14 protein-coding genes and 1 pseudogene are annotated in these 17,179 nt (G+C 70.2%); 2 read left to right on the forward strand and 13 right to left on the reverse strand.

Going from position 1 to position 17,179, the window contains the following annotated elements:
- The 5 genes from metH to ACFE86_RS03085 all read right to left on the reverse strand — a co-directional run.
- The coding region (gene metH / locus ACFE86_RS03065) for a methionine synthase (protein WP_375453862.1) at positions 1-2,347 on the reverse strand (2,347 nt) is incomplete at its 3' end.
- Between the two features lie 156 nt (positions 2,348-2,503).
- Complete coding sequence (gene metF, locus ACFE86_RS03070) at positions 2,504-3,424, reverse strand: methylenetetrahydrofolate reductase [NAD(P)H] (RefSeq protein WP_375453863.1); 921 nt, start codon at positions 3,422-3,424, stop codon at positions 2,504-2,506.
- Between the two features lie 68 nt (positions 3,425-3,492).
- A complete protein-coding gene (locus ACFE86_RS03075; RefSeq protein ID WP_375453864.1) occupies positions 3,493-4,503 on the reverse strand; it encodes an ArsR/SmtB family transcription factor in 1,011 nt (336 codons plus the stop codon).
- A gap of 153 nt (positions 4,504-4,656) precedes the next feature.
- Positions 4,657-5,577, reverse strand: a complete 921-nt coding sequence (locus ACFE86_RS03080) for an ROK family protein (protein WP_375453865.1) — start codon at positions 5,575-5,577, stop codon at positions 4,657-4,659.
- A 2-nt stretch (positions 5,578-5,579) separates the two neighbouring features.
- Positions 5,580-6,974 (reverse strand): dicarboxylate/amino acid:cation symporter, encoded by a 1,395-nt coding sequence (locus ACFE86_RS03085; protein ID WP_375453907.1) that lies wholly within the window; start codon positions 6,972-6,974, stop codon positions 5,580-5,582.
- A 252-nt stretch (positions 6,975-7,226) separates the two neighbouring features.
- Here ACFE86_RS03085 and ACFE86_RS03090 point away from each other — a divergent pair, with 252 nt between their 5' ends.
- A complete protein-coding gene (locus tag ACFE86_RS03090; RefSeq protein WP_375453866.1) occupies positions 7,227-7,646 on the forward strand; it encodes a L,D-transpeptidase in 420 nt (139 codons plus the stop codon).
- 36 nt (positions 7,647-7,682) lie between these two features.
- On the opposite strand, the gene ACFE86_RS03095 is transcribed toward ACFE86_RS03090, so the two are convergent.
- The 6 genes from ACFE86_RS03095 to ACFE86_RS03120 all read right to left on the reverse strand — a co-directional run bounded on the left by ACFE86_RS03095 (position 7,683) and on the right by ACFE86_RS03120 (position 13,943).
- Entirely contained in the window at positions 7,683-8,591 is a 909-nt protein-coding gene (locus tag ACFE86_RS03095) for a hypothetical protein (RefSeq protein ID WP_375453867.1), read from the reverse strand.
- 252 nt (positions 8,592-8,843) lie between these two features.
- A complete protein-coding gene (gene msrB, locus ACFE86_RS03100; protein ID WP_375453868.1) occupies positions 8,844-9,278 on the reverse strand; it encodes a peptide-methionine (R)-S-oxide reductase MsrB in 435 nt (144 codons plus the stop codon).
- A 61-nt stretch (positions 9,279-9,339) separates the two neighbouring features.
- Positions 9,340-10,512 carry a YihY/virulence factor BrkB family protein gene (locus ACFE86_RS03105; RefSeq protein WP_375453869.1) on the reverse strand — a complete coding sequence of 391 codons (1,173 nt, stop codon included), beginning with the start codon at positions 10,510-10,512 and terminating at the stop codon, positions 9,340-9,342.
- A 121-nt stretch (positions 10,513-10,633) separates the two neighbouring features.
- On the reverse strand, positions 10,634-12,154 hold the full coding sequence (locus ACFE86_RS03110) for a malonyl-CoA synthase (protein WP_375453870.1): 1,521 nt from the start codon (positions 12,152-12,154) through the stop codon (positions 10,634-10,636).
- Positions 12,155-12,199: 45 nt separating this feature from the next.
- Positions 12,200-13,603 carry a malonyl-CoA decarboxylase gene (locus ACFE86_RS03115; protein WP_375453871.1) on the reverse strand — a complete coding sequence of 468 codons (1,404 nt, stop codon included), beginning with the start codon at positions 13,601-13,603 and terminating at the stop codon, positions 12,200-12,202.
- A 136-nt stretch (positions 13,604-13,739) separates the two neighbouring features.
- Positions 13,740-13,943 carry a hypothetical protein gene (locus ACFE86_RS03120; protein WP_375453872.1) on the reverse strand — a complete coding sequence of 68 codons (204 nt, stop codon included), beginning with the start codon at positions 13,941-13,943 and terminating at the stop codon, positions 13,740-13,742.
- A gap of 336 nt (positions 13,944-14,279) precedes the next feature.
- On the opposite strand from ACFE86_RS03120, the gene ACFE86_RS03125 reads away from it, so the two are divergent.
- A complete protein-coding gene (locus ACFE86_RS03125; protein WP_375453908.1) occupies positions 14,280-15,461 on the forward strand; it encodes an MFS transporter in 1,182 nt (393 codons plus the stop codon).
- Positions 15,462-15,474: 13 nt separating this feature from the next.
- On the opposite strand, the pseudogene ACFE86_RS03130 reads toward ACFE86_RS03125, so the two are convergent.
- Both ACFE86_RS03130 and ACFE86_RS03135 read right to left on the reverse strand, forming a co-directional pair.
- Positions 15,475-16,233, reverse strand: a pseudogene (locus ACFE86_RS03130) (IS5 family transposase).
- A gap of 174 nt (positions 16,234-16,407) precedes the next feature.
- Positions 16,408-16,863 (reverse strand): hypothetical protein, encoded by a 456-nt coding sequence (locus ACFE86_RS03135; protein WP_375453873.1) that lies wholly within the window; start codon positions 16,861-16,863, stop codon positions 16,408-16,410.
- Positions 16,864-17,179: the final 316 nt, after the last annotated feature.

Below are 17,179 nucleotides of genomic sequence, written 5' to 3' on the forward strand. Positions count from 1 at the left end.
CGAGCACGACGCCGACGATGTTCTTGCCGATGTCGTGGACGTCGCCCTTCACGGTGGCCATCAGCACCTTGCCGGCGGCCCGCGGCTTGCCGTCGCCGCCGTTGGCGAGCTTTTCCGCCTCCATGTACGGTTCGAGGTAGGCCACCGCCTGCTTCATCACCCGGGCGGACTTGACCACCTGCGGCAGGAACATCTTGCCCGCGCCGAACAGGTCGCCGACCACGTTCATCCCGGCCATCAGCGGGCCTTCGATGACGTGGAGCGGGCGCGCGACCTGCCCGCGCGCCTCCTCGGTGTCGGCAAGGATGTATTCGGTGATGCCGTTGACCAGCGCGTGCTCGATGCGCTTCTCGACGGTTGCCTCGCGCCACGTCAGGTCGGCGGTCCTGGCCTGGGTCGAGGCGCCGCTCTTGAAACGCTCGGCCGCCTCCAGCAGCCGGTCGGTGGAATCGCCGCGCCGGTTGAGGACCACGTCCTCGCACAACTCGCGAAGTTCGGCCGGCAACTGGTCGTAGACCGCGAGCTGGCCCGCGTTGACGATGCCCATGTCCATGCCGGCCTGGATCGCGTGGTACAGGAACACCGCGTGCATCGCCTCGCGCACCGGCTCGTTGCCGCGGAAGGCGAAGCTGAGGTTCGAGATGCCGCCCGAGATGTGGGCGTGGGGCAGCGTCTCGCGGATGATCCGCGTCGCCTCGATGAAGGCGACGCCGTAGCCGTCGTGCTCCTCGATGCCGGTGGCCACCGCGAAGACGTTGGGATCGAAGATGATGTCCTCGGGCGGAAAGCCGACCTCCTCGGTCAGCACGCGGTAGGCCTTGGTGCAAATCTCGACCTTGCGCGCGAGCGTGTCGGCCTGACCCTGCTCGTCGAAGGCCATCACCACCACCGCCGCGCCGTAGGAGCGGCACACCTTCGCGTCGGCGATAAACTTCGCGATGCCCTCCTTCATCGAGATCGAGTTCACGATCGCCTTGCCCTGGATGCACTTCAGGCCGGCCTCGATGACGTGGAATTTTGAGGAATCCACCATCACCGGCACGCGGGCGATGTCGGGCTCGGCCGCGACGAGGTTGAGGAACTCCACCATCGCCTTCTCGGAATCGAGCAGGCCCTCGTCCATGTTGACGTCGATGATGGTCGCACCCGCCGCGACCTGGTCGCGGGCGACGTCGAGCGCGGCGGCGTAGTCGCCCGCCGTGATCAGCTTGCGGAACTTGGCCGAGCCGGTGACGTTCGTGCGCTCGCCGATGTTCACGAAGGGGATCTCCTTCGTCAGCGTGAACGGCTCCAGGCCCGACAGCCGCATCAGCGGCGCTACCTCCGGGATCGCCCGCGGCGCCTTGCCGGCCACGGCCTCAGAGATTGCACGGATGTGGTCCGGCGTCGTGCCGCAGCAGCCGCCGACCATGTTGACGATGCCGGCCGACGCGAACTCGGCCACCAGCGTCGCCATCGCCTCCGGGCTCTCGTCGTAGAGGCCGAACTCGTTGGGGAGACCCGCGTTCGGGTAGGCGCAGACCAGGGTGTCGCACACGCGCGACAGCTCGGAGATGTGGCCGCGCATCTCGCGGGCGCCGAGCGCGCAGTTCAGGCCGAAGGTCAGCGGGTCGGAATGGCGCAGCGCGTTCCAGAACGCCTCCGGCGTCTGGCCCGACAGCGTGCGGCCGGAGAGGTCGGTGATCGTGCCGGAGATCTGGATCGGCAGCCTGACCCCGCGCTCGTCGAACACCTGCCACGTCGCGGCGACCGCGGCCTTGGCGTTCAGGGTGTCGAACACCGTCTCGATCAGGATCAGCTCGGCGCCGCCGTCCATCAGGCCGCGGACCTGCTCGGCATAGGCCTGCTTGACCTGATCGAAGGTGACCGCGCGGTAGCCGGGGTTGTTCACGTCCGGCGAGATCGACAGCGTGCGGTTGGTCGGCCCGATCGCGCCGGCCACGAACCGGCGGCGGCCGTCCCGGCGCTCGGCGAGCGCCGCCGCCTCGCGGGCGAGCCGCGCGCCCTGCGCGTTCAGGTCGTGGACGATCGCCTCCATGCCGTAATCGGCTTGCGCGATCGTGGTGCCGGAGAACGTGTTCGTTTCGCAGACGTCGGCGCCGGCGAGGAAGTAGTCGAGGTGGATCTGCCGGATCGCATCGGGTTGGGTCAGGATCAGCAGGTCGTTGTTGCCCTTCTGGTCGTGGCCGTGATCCTTGAACCGCTCCCCCCGGAACTCGGCCTCGCCGTAGCCGAGGCGCTGGATCACGGTGCCCATCGCCCCGTCGAGGACGAGGATCTTCTCCTTCGCCCGCTGGCGCAAGGCGGCTTCGATCTCGGTGCCGTCGACGGGGCGGAGGTCGGTCATGAAGATGATCCCATCAGTCACCTCATCCTGAGGTGCCGGAGCGAAGCGGAGGCCTCGAAGGAGCCCTCCGGATGTCTTGCGGTCCCTGGAGCCCTCCTTCGAGGCCCGTTTCACGGGCACCTCAGGATGAGGTGGAGGATGGGACAACGGCTTTGGTTAGGCAGCCTTCGCCGCAACCACCTTCGGCGCCTGGGCGCGCAGGCCGAGCAGGTGGCAGATCGCGTAGACGAGGTCCGAGCGGTTCATCGAGTAGAAGTGGAAGTCGTTGACGCCCTGGTCGACGAGGTCGAGCACCTGCTCGGCGGCGACGGCCGCGGCCACGAGCCGGCGGGTCTCCACGTCGCCGTCGAGGCCCTCGAAGCGCGCGGCGAGCCAGTACGGCACCGAGGCGCCGGTGCGGCGGGCGAAGTTGGCCGCCTGCTTGAAGTTCTGCACCGGCAGGATGCCGGGGATGATCGGGATGTCGATGCCGGCCGCGCGCACCTTCTCGACGTAGCGCAGGTACACGTCGTTCTCGAAGAAGAACTGCGTGATCGCCTGGTCGGCGCCGGCATCGACCTTGGCCTTCAGCGCGTCGATGTCGGCATCGAGGGAACCGGCCTCCGGGTGCTTCTCCGGGTAGGCCGAGACCGAGACCTTGAAGTCGCCGATGCGCTTGATGCCGGCCACGAGGTCGGAGGTCTGCGCGTAGCCGCCGGGATGGGGCCGGTAGGCGTGGCCGACGCCCTCGGCCGGGTCGCCGCGCAACGCCACGATGTGGCGCACGCCCGCGTCCCAGTACGATTGCACCACCGCGTCGATCTCCTCGCGGGTGGCGTCGACGCAGGTGAGGTGGGCGGCGGGCTTCAGGCCGGTCTCGGCGACCATCCGGGCGACCGTGTTGTGGGTGCGCTCGCGGGTCGAGCCGCCGGCCCCGTAGGTCACCGACACGAACTTCGGCCCGAGCGGCGCGAGGCGCTCGATCGAGGACCACAGGATGCGCTCCATCTCCTCGGTCTTGGGCGGGAAGAACTCGATCGACACGCGGATCGGATGGTAGCCGTCGCGGCTGGCGCGGTGGCGGAAGGCGTTGGGCATCGGTTTCGTCCTCTTGCAGTCGCTCGGTTCAGACGATCGCTTTCGATATTCGGGCCGCTGCGGATGGATCAGGCGACGGCGCGTTCGGGATGGCCGGCCCCGGCTGCCGCGCGGGTGTCCGCGGCGAGCCAGAGGGTGACGGTGAGCTGCGCCCGGTCGAGCGGGGCGAGGTCGCGGGTCTCGAGGGTGTCGAGGCCGGCATCGGCGAGCCAGCCCGAAACCTGGTCGGCGGAAAATCCCAGCCGCCGGTGGGCCTGGGCTTCGCGCAGGAATTCGAGGCCGTGGGGCGCGAAGTCGACGACCAGCATGCGGCCGCCCGGCGCTACGAGGCGTGCGGCTTCCCGCAGCGCGCGGGCCGGCTCGTCGAGGTAGTGCAGCACCTGATGCACCACGACGAGGTCGAAGCTGCCGCGGGCGAAGGGCGGGGCGTGGATGTCGCCCTGGCGCAGGTCGACCCGCGACAGGCCGGTCCGTTCCAGGTTGGCCCGGGCCACCGCGAGCATGGCGTGGCTCGCATCGAGCCCGGTCGCGCGGGACGCGAGCGGCGCCAGCAGCCCGAGCATTCGCCCGGTGCCGGTGCCGAGGTCGATCAGGCTGCGGACCGGCCGGTCGCCGAGCGCCGACAGCACCGCCGCCTCCACGGTCGCCTCCGGCACGTGCAGCGAGCGCATCGCGTCCCATTTCGGCGCCAGCCGCGCGAAGAAGCTCTTGGCCGTCTCCGCCCGCTGCGTCCGCACGGCCTCGAGCCGGGCGCGGTCCTCGCAGAGCGGCGCCGCGCCGCGCTCCAGCCCGGCGATCAGCGGATCGACGAGGCCGGCGCGGCCTTCCGCGAGGCGGAAGAACGCCCAGGCGCCCTCGCGGTGGCGCTCGATCAGGCCGGCCTCGACCAGCAGCTTGAGGTGGCGCGAGATCCGCGGCTGCGACTGGCCGAGGATGTCGGTGAGGTCGGAGACCGAGAGCTCGCCCTCGAACAGCAGCGCCAGGATGCGCAGGCGCGTCTCCTCAGCCGCCGCCCGCAGCACGGCGAGCGCGCTGGGGAAGGAGACCGTGACCGTCGTGCTGACGCGATCGTGAGACATAAAGATATCTTTATGTTCGATTTCAGCGCGTGGCAAGCGGCTTTTCGAACGGGCATGAGTCTCATTGGCCAAAGCGTCGGAACCAGGGCAGGCTTCCGGCCGGCGCGGCGTGACGTGTGCGACGAACCGATGTCCACTTCGTCGGGAAGCACGCTAGGCCCGGCCCCAGAGCCAAGCGGCGCCGCGCACGCCGGAGGCGTCGCCGTGCAGGCTCTCGCGGATCGGTGTGTCGAAGCGGTCGGTGAAGACGTGCGGAGCGGTCGCCGCCGGGAGCCCGGCGATCAGTTCCGGCACCCGCGACAGGCCGCCGCCGATGACGATCGCGTCGGGGTCGAGGATGTTGACGACGTGGGCGACGCCGCGGCCGAGCCGGTCGAGGAAGGCGGAAAACGTCGCGGTCGCGGCCGCGTCCCCGGCCCGCATCGTCGCGACGACCGCCTCGCCGGACGCAGCCAAGCCGGTGCGGCGGGCGTGGTCGGCCGCGAGTCCCGGCCCCGACACCCAGGTCTCGATGCAGCCGGACCGCCCGCAGGAGCAGGCCGGACCCGGCCGCTCGTCGTCGCGGGGGGCGGGCAGCGGGTTGTGGCCCCACTCGCCGGCGATGCGGCCGCGGCCAGGGATCGGGCGCCCGTCCACGGCGATGCCTGAGCCGACGCCGGTGCCGAGGATCACCGCCCAGACCACGGCGGCGCCCGCGCCCGCTCCGTCCACGGCCTCGGAGACGGCGAGGCAGTTGGCATCGTTCTCGACGCGGACCGGCCTGCCGAGCGTCCGTTCGAGGTCGGACCCGAAGGCCGTCCCGTTCAGCCAGGTCGAGTTGGCGTTCTTGACGCGGCCGGTCTCGGGCGAGACCGCGCCCGGCATGCCCAGGCCGACGCTGCACCGGCCGCCGGCCTCCGCCTCCAGCCGCGCGACGAGGCCGGCGACCGCGCGAAGGGTCCCGGCATAGTCGCCGCGGGGCGTCGGCACGCGGCCCTCGCTCAGGACGGCTCCCTCGGCGTCGAGGACGAGGCCGGCGATCTTGGTGCCGCCGAGATCGATGCCGAGGCGAAGGGGCGCCCCGGCCGTCTGCACCGTCACTCCGCGGCGGCGATCTTCGGCGCGGCGGGGCCGCCCGTGCGCATCGGCTCCGGCGTGTCGTCGGAGATGAGGGTGCCGATCGAGACCGGGTTCGCCATCACCTGGTTGAGCTTGGCCACGTCGAGTTCGCCCTCCCAACGGCTGACGACGACGCAGGCGACGCCGTTGCCGACGAGGTTGGTCAGCGCGCGGCACTCGGACATGAACTTGTCGATGCCGAGCACCAGCGTCATCGCCGCGACCGGCACCGGGTTGTTCGGGATCGCGGCGAGCGTCGCCGCCAGGGTGATGAAGCCGGCGCCGGTGACGCCCGACGCGCCCTTCGAGGTCAGCATCGCCACGATGAGGATCGTCGCGTACTGGCCGAAGGTCAGGTCCACCCCGATCGCCTGCGCCAGGAACAGGGTCGCCAGCGTCATGTAGATGTTGGTGCCGTCGAGGTTGAACGAGTAGCCGGTCGGCACGACGAGGCCGACGACCGAGTCCGAGGCGCCGAGGCGGCGCATCTTGGTCATCATGTGCGGCAGCACGGTCTCCGACGACGAGGTGCCGAGGACGATCAGCAGCTCGTCCTTGATGTAGGCGAGGAAGCGGAAGATCGAGAAGCCGGCCACCCGCGCGATCCCGCCGAGCACCACGATCACGAACAGGAGCGACGTGACGTAGAAGGTGCCGACCAGCCACGCGAGGTCGTAGACCTTGCCGATGCCGTACTCGCCGATGGTGTAGGCCATCGCGCCGAAGGCGCCGACGGGGGCGAGCTTCACGATCAGGCCGATGATGCGGAAGAAGATCTGCCCGGCCGTGTCGATCGCCCGGTTGATGCCGGCGGCACGCTCGCCCATGCCGGTGACGACGACGCCGGTGAGGATCGAGACCAGCAGCACCTGAAGCAGGTCGCCGGTGGCGAAGGCGTCGAAGAAGCTCTTGGGGATCAGGCCCAGGATGTGGGCGACCGTCGAATCGGCGGCGGCCTTGCTCGCGTAGGTCGCGACCTTGGCAGCGTCGAGCTTGGTCGGGTCGGCGTTGAAGCCGGCGCCGGGGCGGACCACCTCGCCGACCAGCACGCCGATCAGCAGCGCCAGGGTGGAGACCACCTCGAAGTAGAACAATGCCTTCAGCCCGACGCGGCCGACCTTCTTGAGGTCGCCGATCGAGGCGATGCCGTGAACGATGGTGCAGAAGATGATCGGCGCGATCATCATCTTGATCAGCGCGATGAAGGCGTCGCCGAGCCACTTCATCGACTTGCCGGTGGCCGGATCGAAGAAGCCCAGCGCCACGCCGAGCAGGATCGCGATCAGGACCTGGATGTAGAGCACCTTGTACCAGGGCTCGTGGGAAGCCGGGGCCGCTTTCCCGGGCACGCCGTCCGTCGCCGCTCCGTGCATCGCCTGCGCCATGTTCTCACCCGTGCACGGTGCCGTGCACCCTCCCGTTTTGCCGTCAGGCTATCGAAGGTGCTCGCACGGCTCAACGGCGCGTGCGTACTGCGACCCACGGAAACCGTGACAAAAACCTGTCGATCCTCGGAACGGCGACCTTTCCAGCCCACGGGTCTGCCGGCACTCAGGGATGCGCCGTCCAATCGCGTCGACGCCGGATGCCGCGGTCCGCCTGCCGCCGCCCATCGGAGTCCCGTCGTGCCCCTCGTCCGTACCGCCGCCCTCGGCGGCCTGCTCTGCCTCGCCGCCTGCGCGCCGGCGGCCGCCGGCATCGTGGCCCAGATCGACCAGTCGCGCCAGCGCATGCGCGTCTTCGTGGACGGCGCGCTCTCGCACGAATGGCCGGTCTCGACCGCGCGCAGCGGTTACGTCACCCCGAACGGCACGTTCCGGGTGGGGCTGATGGCACCGATGTGGCGCTCGCACAAGTACCACGGCTCGCCGATGCCGCACGCGATGTTCTTCCGCGGCGGCTACGCGATCCACGGCACCTATGCCGTGGGCCAGCTCGGCCGCCGCGCGAGCCACGGCTGCATCCGCCTCGCCCCCGGCCATGCGAGCCGGCTGTTCAGCCTTGCCCGCAGCCATGGCGGCGCCCGCGTCGTGATCCACAACTGACGCAGCCGCCCGGCACGAGGCCCGCGCCGCGAACGGTCAAGTCTGCTGGGTGCGCCGGGGGCGGACGGTCCAACGCTCGAAGGTCGCGGCGGGATCGTCGGAGCCGGCTGCCGGCTCGGTCGGATGCTGGATCGCGGCGCCGAGCGCCTGCGACAGGCTCTCGATCACGTCGTCGATGCGGGCGTCGGGCGGCGGGGCCGGAGGGGCGGCGGCCTCGGGCTCGACGGCGGCCGCGTGCGGTTCCGCGGGGGCGGGCTCGTCCGGCGGCGGCGTGACGGGGGCGGCCGCAGCGGCGGGCGCCGCTGCTGCGCCTCCCGTCACCGCGATGCGCCGAAGCGCATCGACGACGCCGTCCTTCTCGGGCGGTTTCTCGGCCTTCGCCTCGCCCGGACGGCCTGTGCCGCCGTAACGGCCGAAGCCGAAGCGCGGCTCGATCAGGTCGAGGACGGCATCGAGCGCCGCGTTGCTCAATCCGACCTCGCCCGTGGACGGGGTGCCCTGAAGCGCCAGCGCCTGGCGCTCGTAGGCCGCGTCGTCGCTCACGTCGCGTCCGAACCAGGCCGGCGCGGAGAAGCTTGACGCCTCGCCCGCGTCGTCGAACGCGACGCTGATCAGGTCGAGGCTGCCAGGGCTGACGTAGCGATCGATCAACGCCTCGCGGCCGCCGAGCGTCACCGCCGTGCGGTCGTAGGCGGCCTTGCCGGCGCAGACGTCGAGCAGGGCGTCGCCGTGCGCGCGCGGGACTTCGGTGCGTTCCTCCGCGGACGCGCCCTGCGCGCCCTTCGTGACCAGCACGAGGTGGCAGTGTTGCCCATCGATGCGAACGAACGAGGTCCGGCCGCCCTGCGGCGTGAAGTAGCCTTCGGTGATCCGGGCGCCGCCGCGCTCCTTGCGGATCAGACGCACCAGGGCCGGTGCCACGAGAAACCGCCGGACGACGCTCATACTCAACCTCCGCTCAAAAGCTTCCCGGCGGTGCGGCCACCGGCGGACGTTCGGGTCGTTCTTCCCCGCGCGACGGCGGGCTCGACGTTGTCCAAGGCAACCGACGCGACGCGTCGTCGCCGAGCAAGGCGATCGCCGCGCCGCGCCGTGTCGGGCCTTCACGGCCGAGCCTTGGCAGCCTATCGGCCTCAACGGACTCAGCAAAGTGCCGAAATCAAGACCGGGCCGTCCGAAGACCTAAGCCTTCCTGTCTCAACCGGCCGTTGCGCCGGGCTCTTTCGGCGTGAAGGCGAGGGACGTGCCGTTCATGCAGTAGCGCAGGCCGGTCGGCGCCGGGCCGTCGTCGAAGACATGGCCGAGATGGCCCTTGCAGCGGGCGCAATGCGCCTCGGTGCGGACCATCCCATGGCTGCGATCGACCTGGGTCTCGACGGCGCCGGGCAGCGGCGCGAAGAAGCTCGGCCAGCCGGTGCCTGATTCGAACTTGGCTGCGTTGACGAAGAGCGGCGTGCCGCAGCCGGCGCAGGTGAAGGTGCCGGCGCGCTTCTCGGCGAGCAGGCAGCTCGTCCCGGCGCGCTCGGTGCCGTGCTCGCGCAGCACGCGGTACTGCTCCGGCGTCAGCGCCGCCCGCCACTCGGCCTCGCTGCGGGCCTCCGGCGCCATCGCCGCAGCATCCGATCCACTCATGAAATCCTCCCATCGTTGCATGGCATCGATATGGATGCGCCGGGCGCGTCCCGCGAGAGGGTCACGCGGCGGCGCCCACGGTGTCGGCCATGCGCGCGTCGCGAGCGCCCATGGGCCGCGCCGGGCCGGTCGTGGTGTCCTGCCCGGTCTGGTGCTCGATCTCGGCATTGATCTCGCCGCCGAGCAGCACGATCGTCGAGGAGATCCAGATCCAGGTCATGAAGCCGATCACCGCGCCGAGCGAGCCGTAGGTCTCGTTGTAGTTGCCGAAGCTCGACACGTACCAGGAGAACAGCAGCGAGGCGACGAGCCAGAGCAGGCCGGCGACCACGCTGCCGACGCCGACCCAGCGCCAGCGCGCCCGCTCGCGGCTCGGGCCGTAGCGGTAGAGCAAGGACAGGCCGCCGAGCAGCACGACGACGAGCGCCGGCCAGCGCAAAGCCGCGATCAGCCACGCGCCGCCGCTGATCCCGATGAAGTTGAACACCACCGGCAGCACCACGATCGCGACCAGCGCCAGGATCACGAACACCAGGGCGCCGACGGTGAAGGTGAGCGAGCGCAGGTTGAGCATGACGAAGCTGCGCTTCTCGTCCTCCTCGTAGACGACGTTCAACGCATCGAACATCGCCTTCATCGCGGCGTTGGCGCTCCACAGCGACAGCACGAGGCTGGTGAAGAACGTCAGCCCGAGCGTGCCGCCGCCCTTGGCCGCGATGCGCTTGACCTGTTCGCCGACGATCTCGATGGCGCCGGACGGCAGCACCCCCTGGAGGCTGGCGAGATGGTCGTTGATGACGTTCACGTCCGCGAACAGGCCGTAGCTGGAGACCAGCGCGGCGATGGCCGGGAACAGCGAGAGCAGGGTGTAGAAGGTGACGCCGGCGGCGACCGACAGGACGCGGTCCTTGTTGAACTCCAGGTAGGTGCGCACCGCGACGTCCTTCCAGCCGGCCCGCGTGATCTGTGCGGGGTTCGTCGCGGCCCGGCCGCGCTCCGGCTGCGTCTCGGCGACGCGATACGCCGCCCGGCCGGAATGGGAGCGGGCGCCGCCGTCGTCGCGGCGCCGCGCCGGCTCGCTGGCCTCTCCGTCGGCGTCGGATTCCCGAGGCACGGGGCGTCTGGGCGCGAAGGCCAGCGCGATCAGCGCGGAGCCGAGCAGCAGGGTCCACAGGACCGAGCCGGCCGCGTCGCCGGCGGGCGGATCGAGGGGGCGGGGAGCCGGAGAGACCATGGGGGATCGCACTGGGCGGCCACGCGGGAATCGCGGCGCACGGGGGCTGAAACGTCGATACGGCCAAGCCGTTCCGCGCCGGCCGCGCCGAACCCGCCGCCCGCCGGCGCAGCGGCCCCGGCTATCCGCGGTAGAGCGCCGCGTGCGCCTCGCGCAGGAGGTTCTTCTGGACCTTGCCCATGGCGTTGCGCGGCAGGGCGGCGGCGAACAGCACGCGCTTGGGGCATTTGAAGCGGGCAAGCCGCCCTTCGAGATGGGCTAGCACCATCGCCTCGTCCGGCGCGTCGGCGGCGGCGACCACCACGGCGGTGACGCCCTCGCCGAAATCGGCATGCGGCAGGCCGATGACCGCGGATTCGACGATGCCCGGCATCGCGTCGATCTCGGCCTCGACCTCCTTCGGGTAGACGTTGAAGCCGCCGGTGATGATCAGGTCCTTGCCGCGCCCGACGATGTGGACGTAGCCGCGGGCATCGACCTTGCCGAGGTCGCCGGTGACGAAGAACCCGTCCGGCCTGAACTCGGCCGCGGTCTTCTCCGGCATGCGCCAGTAGCCCCTGAACACGTTCGGGCCCTTCACCTCGATCATCCCGACCTCATCGGGACCACGTTCGGCGCCGGTGTCGGGATCGACGACGCGCAGGGCCACGCCGGGAAGCGGGAGCCCGACGGTGCCGGCGACGCGCGCGCCGTCATACGGGTTCGAGGTGCTCATGCTGGTCTCGGTCATGCCGTAGCGTTCGAGGATGGCGTGATGGGTCCGGGCCTGCCACGCGGCATGGGTCTCGGCCAGCAGCGGCGCCGAGCCGGAGGTGAACAGGCGGATGTGCCGGGTCGCCTGCGCCGTGAGGCCGGGCTCCTTGAGCAGCCGCGTGTAGAAGGTCGGCACGCCCATCAGGCTCGTGGCCCGCGGCATCAGCTCGAGGATCAGGCCGGCATCGAGCCTGCGCAGGAACAGCATGCTCCCGCCGGACGCGAGCACGGTGTTGATCGCCACGAACAGGCCGTGGGTGTGGAACACCGGCAGCGCGTGGATCAGCACGTCGCGGTCCGTGAAGCGCCACGCTTCCACCAGCGTGCGGGCGTTCGAGGCGAGGTTGTCGTGGCTCAGCATGGCGCCCTTCGAGCGCCCGGTGGTGCCGGAGGTGTAGAGGATCGCGGCCAGATCCTCCGGCCCGCGCGCCACGTCGGCGAAGTCGGGCGCCTGCGCGTCCGCGGCCTCGGCCATGCTGCCCCGGCCGGCGGCGTCGAGGGTGAGGACGCGGCCGACCCGCGCCGCCTCCGCGACCGATGCGAGGGCGTCGCGCCGCTCCGGGTCGCAGACGAACACGGCGGGCGCGGCGTCGGCGAAGAAGTAGGCGACCTCGGTCGCCGTGTAGGCGGTGTTGAGCGGCAGGAACACCGCGCCGGCCCGCACCGCCCCGAGATACAGGAACACGGTCTCGGGGCTCTTCTCGACCTGCGCCGCGACCCGGTCGCCGGGGCTCACGCCCGCCGCGACGAGCGCGTTCGCGTAAGCCGCGCTGCGCGCCAGCAGGTCGGCGTAGCTGTAGCGGCGCCCGTCCGGGGTCTCGATGAAGGGCCGCGCCGCGGGGTCGGCGGACAGGTTCTCCCGGACCAGGGCGAAGAGATGATTCGTCATGAGACCGTGCCTGACACACCTATGCGACCTGATCCAAAACCCGCCTCACGCCTCGGCGAGCACGACGGCGCGCGGCGGCGGCAGGTTGGCGCGCAGTTCGCGCGAGACCGCGCCGGAGGCCGAGACGGTGCCGAGGTTGGCGTAGGTCTCGTGGTTCTTCTCGATCGCCGAGAGGTCGTAGAGGTAGTTGACCATCAGCCCGAAGGACTGCTTGAGGCCCTTGTCCGAGGTGTCGCCGAGGAAGTTGATCCGCTCGAGCCGGGCGCCGTTGCCGAGGTGGAAGCGCGCCACCGGATCGAGCGGCCGGCCGCGCTCGTTCTTGGCGCGCAGGAAGTAGGCGGCGGCGGCCGGCAGCAGGGCCTTGCGCACCGCGTCCGCCTTGGCCTTGTCGGTCGGCCATTCGGGATCGTCGAGGAGGCGCAGGGCCTCCACGTCCTCGTGCACGAGCCCCTGCGGCACGTCGGCCCGGCGCTCTCGGTCGAGCCAGCGGGCAAAGCCCGGGGCCGGGGACAGGGTGACGAAGGTCTTCAGGGTCGGGATCTCGCGGGTGAGGTCCTCCACCACCTGCTTGATCAGGAAGTTGCCGAAGGTGACGCCGGCCAGGCCCTTCTGGCAATTCGAGATCGAGTAGAAGACCGCCGTGGTGGCCGCCTTCGGGGCGAGCGGCTCGCGCGCCTGCGACAGGATCGGGGCGATCGCCGGGGCGATCGCGCTCGTCAGCGCGACTTCGACGAAGATCAGCGGCTCGTCGACGAGCGCCGGGTGGAAGAAGGCGAAGCAGCGCCGGTCGGCCGGCTCGATCCGGCGGCGCAGGTCGTCCCAGCCGGCGATCTCGTGGACCGCCTCGTAGCGGATGATCTTCTCCAGGATGTGGGCCGGCGTCGTCCAGTCGACGGGGCGCAGCACCAGGAAGCCGCGGTTGAACCACGAGGCGAAGAGGTGCTCGAAATCGGAATCCAGGCTGTCGGCGGCATCGATCAGGGCCGGCTCGCCGTCCTCGCGCAGGGTCCGGCGCAGGTCGAACAGGTCCTCGCGCATGCGCACGAGGCTCAGCGTCCCTTCGCGGGCGAGGTTGAGGCGGCGGATCAGTTCCTGGGAACGGGGCTCGGCCGCCGCGTGCAGGTCCCCGAGGCGGGCGCGGCTCGGTTCAGCGCGGTAGGCGGCGATGGCCGCGTCGACGGCGCCGTGGTCGGCATCGAACTCGACGGCGATCAGGCGCAGGAAGGCGTGGCGCTCGGCCGCCCCGAGGGTCGCGTAGCGGTCGAGGATCAGCCGGGCGAGCGCGACGCCGGAGGCCTCGCCGCGGCGCGAGATCAGGTCCTCGCACAGCCTGACGAGTTCGGCGGCGCTGGCGCGGGCGGCGATGTCGCCGCGGCCGAAGCTGATCAGGTCGCGACCGCGGTCGCTGATGGTCTGGAGCAGGTCGCCGAAGAAAGAGATCGCCGCCATGGAACGCCGTCCGCGCCTCGCCTCAAGCCCGGCGGCCGCGAAGGCTCCGGATGTCCCGGGCGCCACCGCCGCCGGCCCGCCCGTCTACGGCGTGCCGCGCCGTGCGACCAGGGCCGTCCCGCTCCGGGTCGACGCCTCAGCCCCCCGCGTCGCCGGCCTGGGCCACGACGGCGCTGTCGGCGCGCTCGCGCCAGTCGCCGAGGCCGTATTGCCGGGCAAACTTCAGTTCCGCCGCCCGCCGTGCGCGATCCGGGTCGCGGGCGCGCTGGATCTCCACCGAGCCGATGGTGAACGGTAGCCCCAGGATCTGCTTGGCGAAGTCCACACGGTAATTCGGCATGCGACCGTCCCTGTTTCCCGTCCTCGAAGACGTCGTCCGCCGTGCGAATCAATCCCGGCGATCCGATTCGCGGCATCAGAACCCGAATCCCGCCGATCGACAACGCGACGGCGTGCGACCGAATCGCGGGGACGGGCCTCGTCCCTGGTCTTGAGGTAGGTCTGCGCCGCGTCGCGGGCAACCGGGTGCGCCACCGCCGCGCGGCCGCGTCTCGCGTCCGGCGCCGTTGCCATCGCGGCCGACGGCGCCTAGGCGAGGCGGCCTTCCCCCCGAGACATCGCCCATGCCCGCTGCGCCGACCCGCCCGCGCGACCCGCAGGCCCGACCGTGAGCGGCGTGCTCCCCGGCGTGCCGCAGCCGGAACTCACCGCCAAGGCCCGGCTCGGGCTCACGCTGATCGCGGGCGGCGCGGTCGCCAACATCTACTACAACCAGCCGCTGCTCGGCCTGCTCGTCGCCGAGTTCGGGCCGCGCGCCGCCCTTTGGGTGCCGACGGCGAGCCTCGTGGGTTACGCGCTCGGCGTCGTCGGCCTCGTGCCGCTCGGCGACGCCTTGCCGCGGCGCCGGCTCATCCTCGGGCAGTTGCTGGGGCTCGGCCTCGTGCTGGTCGCGGCGGCGCTCAGCCCGAACCTTCCGGCCCTGGCGCTCGCAAGCCTGCTGATCGGCGTCCTCGCCTCGGCCGCGCAGCAGGCGGTGCCCTTCGCGGCGGAGCTGGCGCCCGACGCGACCCGCGGCCGGATCGTGGGCCAGGTGATGACCGGGCTGCTCTCCGGCATCCTGCTGGCGCGGACGGCGAGCGGCTTCGTCGGCGCGCATCTCGGCTGGCGCGCGGTGTTCCTCGCCGCGGCCGGCGTGTCGCTCGGGATGGTCGCGGTCGCCGCCGCGACGCTGCCGCGCACGGCCCGGACCGGGCGGCTGCGCTACCGGGCGTTGATGCTCTCGATCCTGCACCTCGCGCGCACCCAGCCGGTCCTGCGCGACGCCAGCCTGTCGCAGGCCCTGCTGTTTGCCGCCTTCAACGCCTTCTGGGCGACGCTGGCGCTGCTGGTCGAAGCCGAGCCCTTCGGCCTGTCGGCGGCCGGGGCCGGCCTGTTCGGGGTGATCGGCGTCTGCGGCGCCCTGGTCGCGCCGGCGTCCGGCCGCTTCACCGACACCCGCGGCGCACGGCCGGTGGTGGTCGGCGGCAGCCTCCTCGTGGTCGCCGCCTTCGTCGTCCTGTGGGCGGGCGGCACGTGGTCGCTCGTCGCGGTCGGGCTCGGGGTGCTGCTGATCGACATCGGCATCAACGGCGCGCTGATCGCCAACCAGACGCGGGCCTACGCCCTCGTCCCCGGCGCGCGCGGGCGGATCAACACGGTGCTGTTCACGGTGATGTTCGTGTTCGGCGCGCTCGGCGCCTATGCCGGCTCGCAGGCCTTCCTGATCGCCGGCTGGTCCGGCGTCTGCGCCGTCGGCATCGCGTTGGCGGGCCTCGCGGTGCTCGCCGCCGTGCTGGAGCGGCCGGCCGCCGCTACCTAGTGGACTGACGCGATCAGCACCAGAAAGCGATGACGGCGGCGAGCGCGATGGCTGAGGCGTAGGTTGCGAGCGAGCTTGTCGTAGCGGGTGGCGATGCGCCGGAAATCCTTCAGACGGCAGAAGGTGGCCTCGACGCGCCAGCACTTGCGGTAGCGGCGCCTGTCGTGGCGGATGCGGCGCTTGCGGCCGCGCTTGCCCGGGATGATCGGCGTGATGCCTTTCTCCCGCAGGTCGGTGCGCAGCCAGTCGGCATCGTAGCCCTTGTCGGCGGTCAGGCGGCGGATGCGGCCGGGCGCTACGGCCAGAACTTCCGGGGCCGTGCGCACGTCACTGGCATTACCCGGCGTCAGCAGGAGGACGCCGGGACGGCCGAGCACATCGGTGAGGGCGTGGATCTTGGTGGTCTGGCCACCCCGCGACGGGCCGATCGCCTGCGCCTCGGCCGCCCCTTTCCGCCGTGTGCCGAGCGATGGGCCCTGACGTAGGTGCTGTCGATGGCGGCGGCATCTCCTGCCCATCCGGCCTTGGCCAAAGCGGCCAGCATCACCCGCCAGAAACCGCGCGGGGACCACCGGTTGAAGCGGTTGTAGACGGTCGTGCGCTTGACGTAGACGGCCGGGCAGTCACGCCAGTGGCGGCCGAAGCTGAGCACGTGCAGGATGCCCGAGATGACCTGCCGGTCGTCCTTGCGCTCAGGTCCAGGCTGGTTCTGCAGCATGAACGGCGCGATCACCGCCCACTGCTCCTCCGACAGCCAGAACAGGTCCGCCATCACCGCCTCCGCGCTGCAAACGGCCGCCGTGAATCACAAAATCACAATTGCCGCAACACCTTGATGCGGTTCACACCCTAGGTTTATGTCGTGCTGCTGCAGGAGAGAATCCAGGCTTTAATAAAATATGTTGCTGAACGTTGTTGTCAAACGTTGTCGCGAAATTATCGGCCATTAAAATCTTCCTCCAGAAATTCTTGGGCTGGGAGGCTCTATGCGATAAAATCCGGGTATGCGCTCCATGCGGTAATCTGTAATCGCACAGTAATATTGGCGGCCCACTTCAATCTGTGCAGGCTTAGAGCCATAGAATGTGGCGTATAATGCTTTGTGGGTTCCTTTAGTGATAGGACCACGAATAACATCGTCGATTTGAATGTCGATAAGGTAGCCTTCATTTGATGGCTGGTTAGGAACAGCTAAAATAGTAATCTTGACGATGTTAGGGTAAGTTTGTCTGGGGGTACGTTGCTCGGAGACGGCAGATAAAAACGCCTGATGTGAAGGGAAGAAAATGAAGTCGGGTACCGTAAAGGATTGGGCGAAAACTTGGCTGTGTACGGAAAAGAATGGCATCAACAAAGCGACTAATCTCAAGAGGCGCTGGCAGTAGTCATATTGGCGCTTCATGAAACGATCGTATTTCCTGGTGCAGACATCCGTAGATCTGAGCATGGCGCTCTCTGAATCCTGTGGATTTTGGGCGAGTTCAAGGGTGGTTGCGGGGGGGGCACAAAATCGCCGTCACCGCCCACTGCTCGTCCGAGAGCCAGAACAGGTCCGCCATCACCGCCTCCGTGCTGCAAACGGCGACCGTGAATCATAAAACCAGAGCGGACGCAATGCCTTGATGCGGTTCACACCCCAGAGTGCTTCCCGACGAAGTGGACACCGGTTCGTCGCAAGGAAGCACGTCACAACAAGGCCTTAGAGCCGTGCCCGACCC

This window comes from uncultured Methylobacterium sp., from assembly GCF_964244095.1.
Classification (GTDB): Bacteria; Pseudomonadota; Alphaproteobacteria; order Rhizobiales; family Beijerinckiaceae; genus Methylobacterium.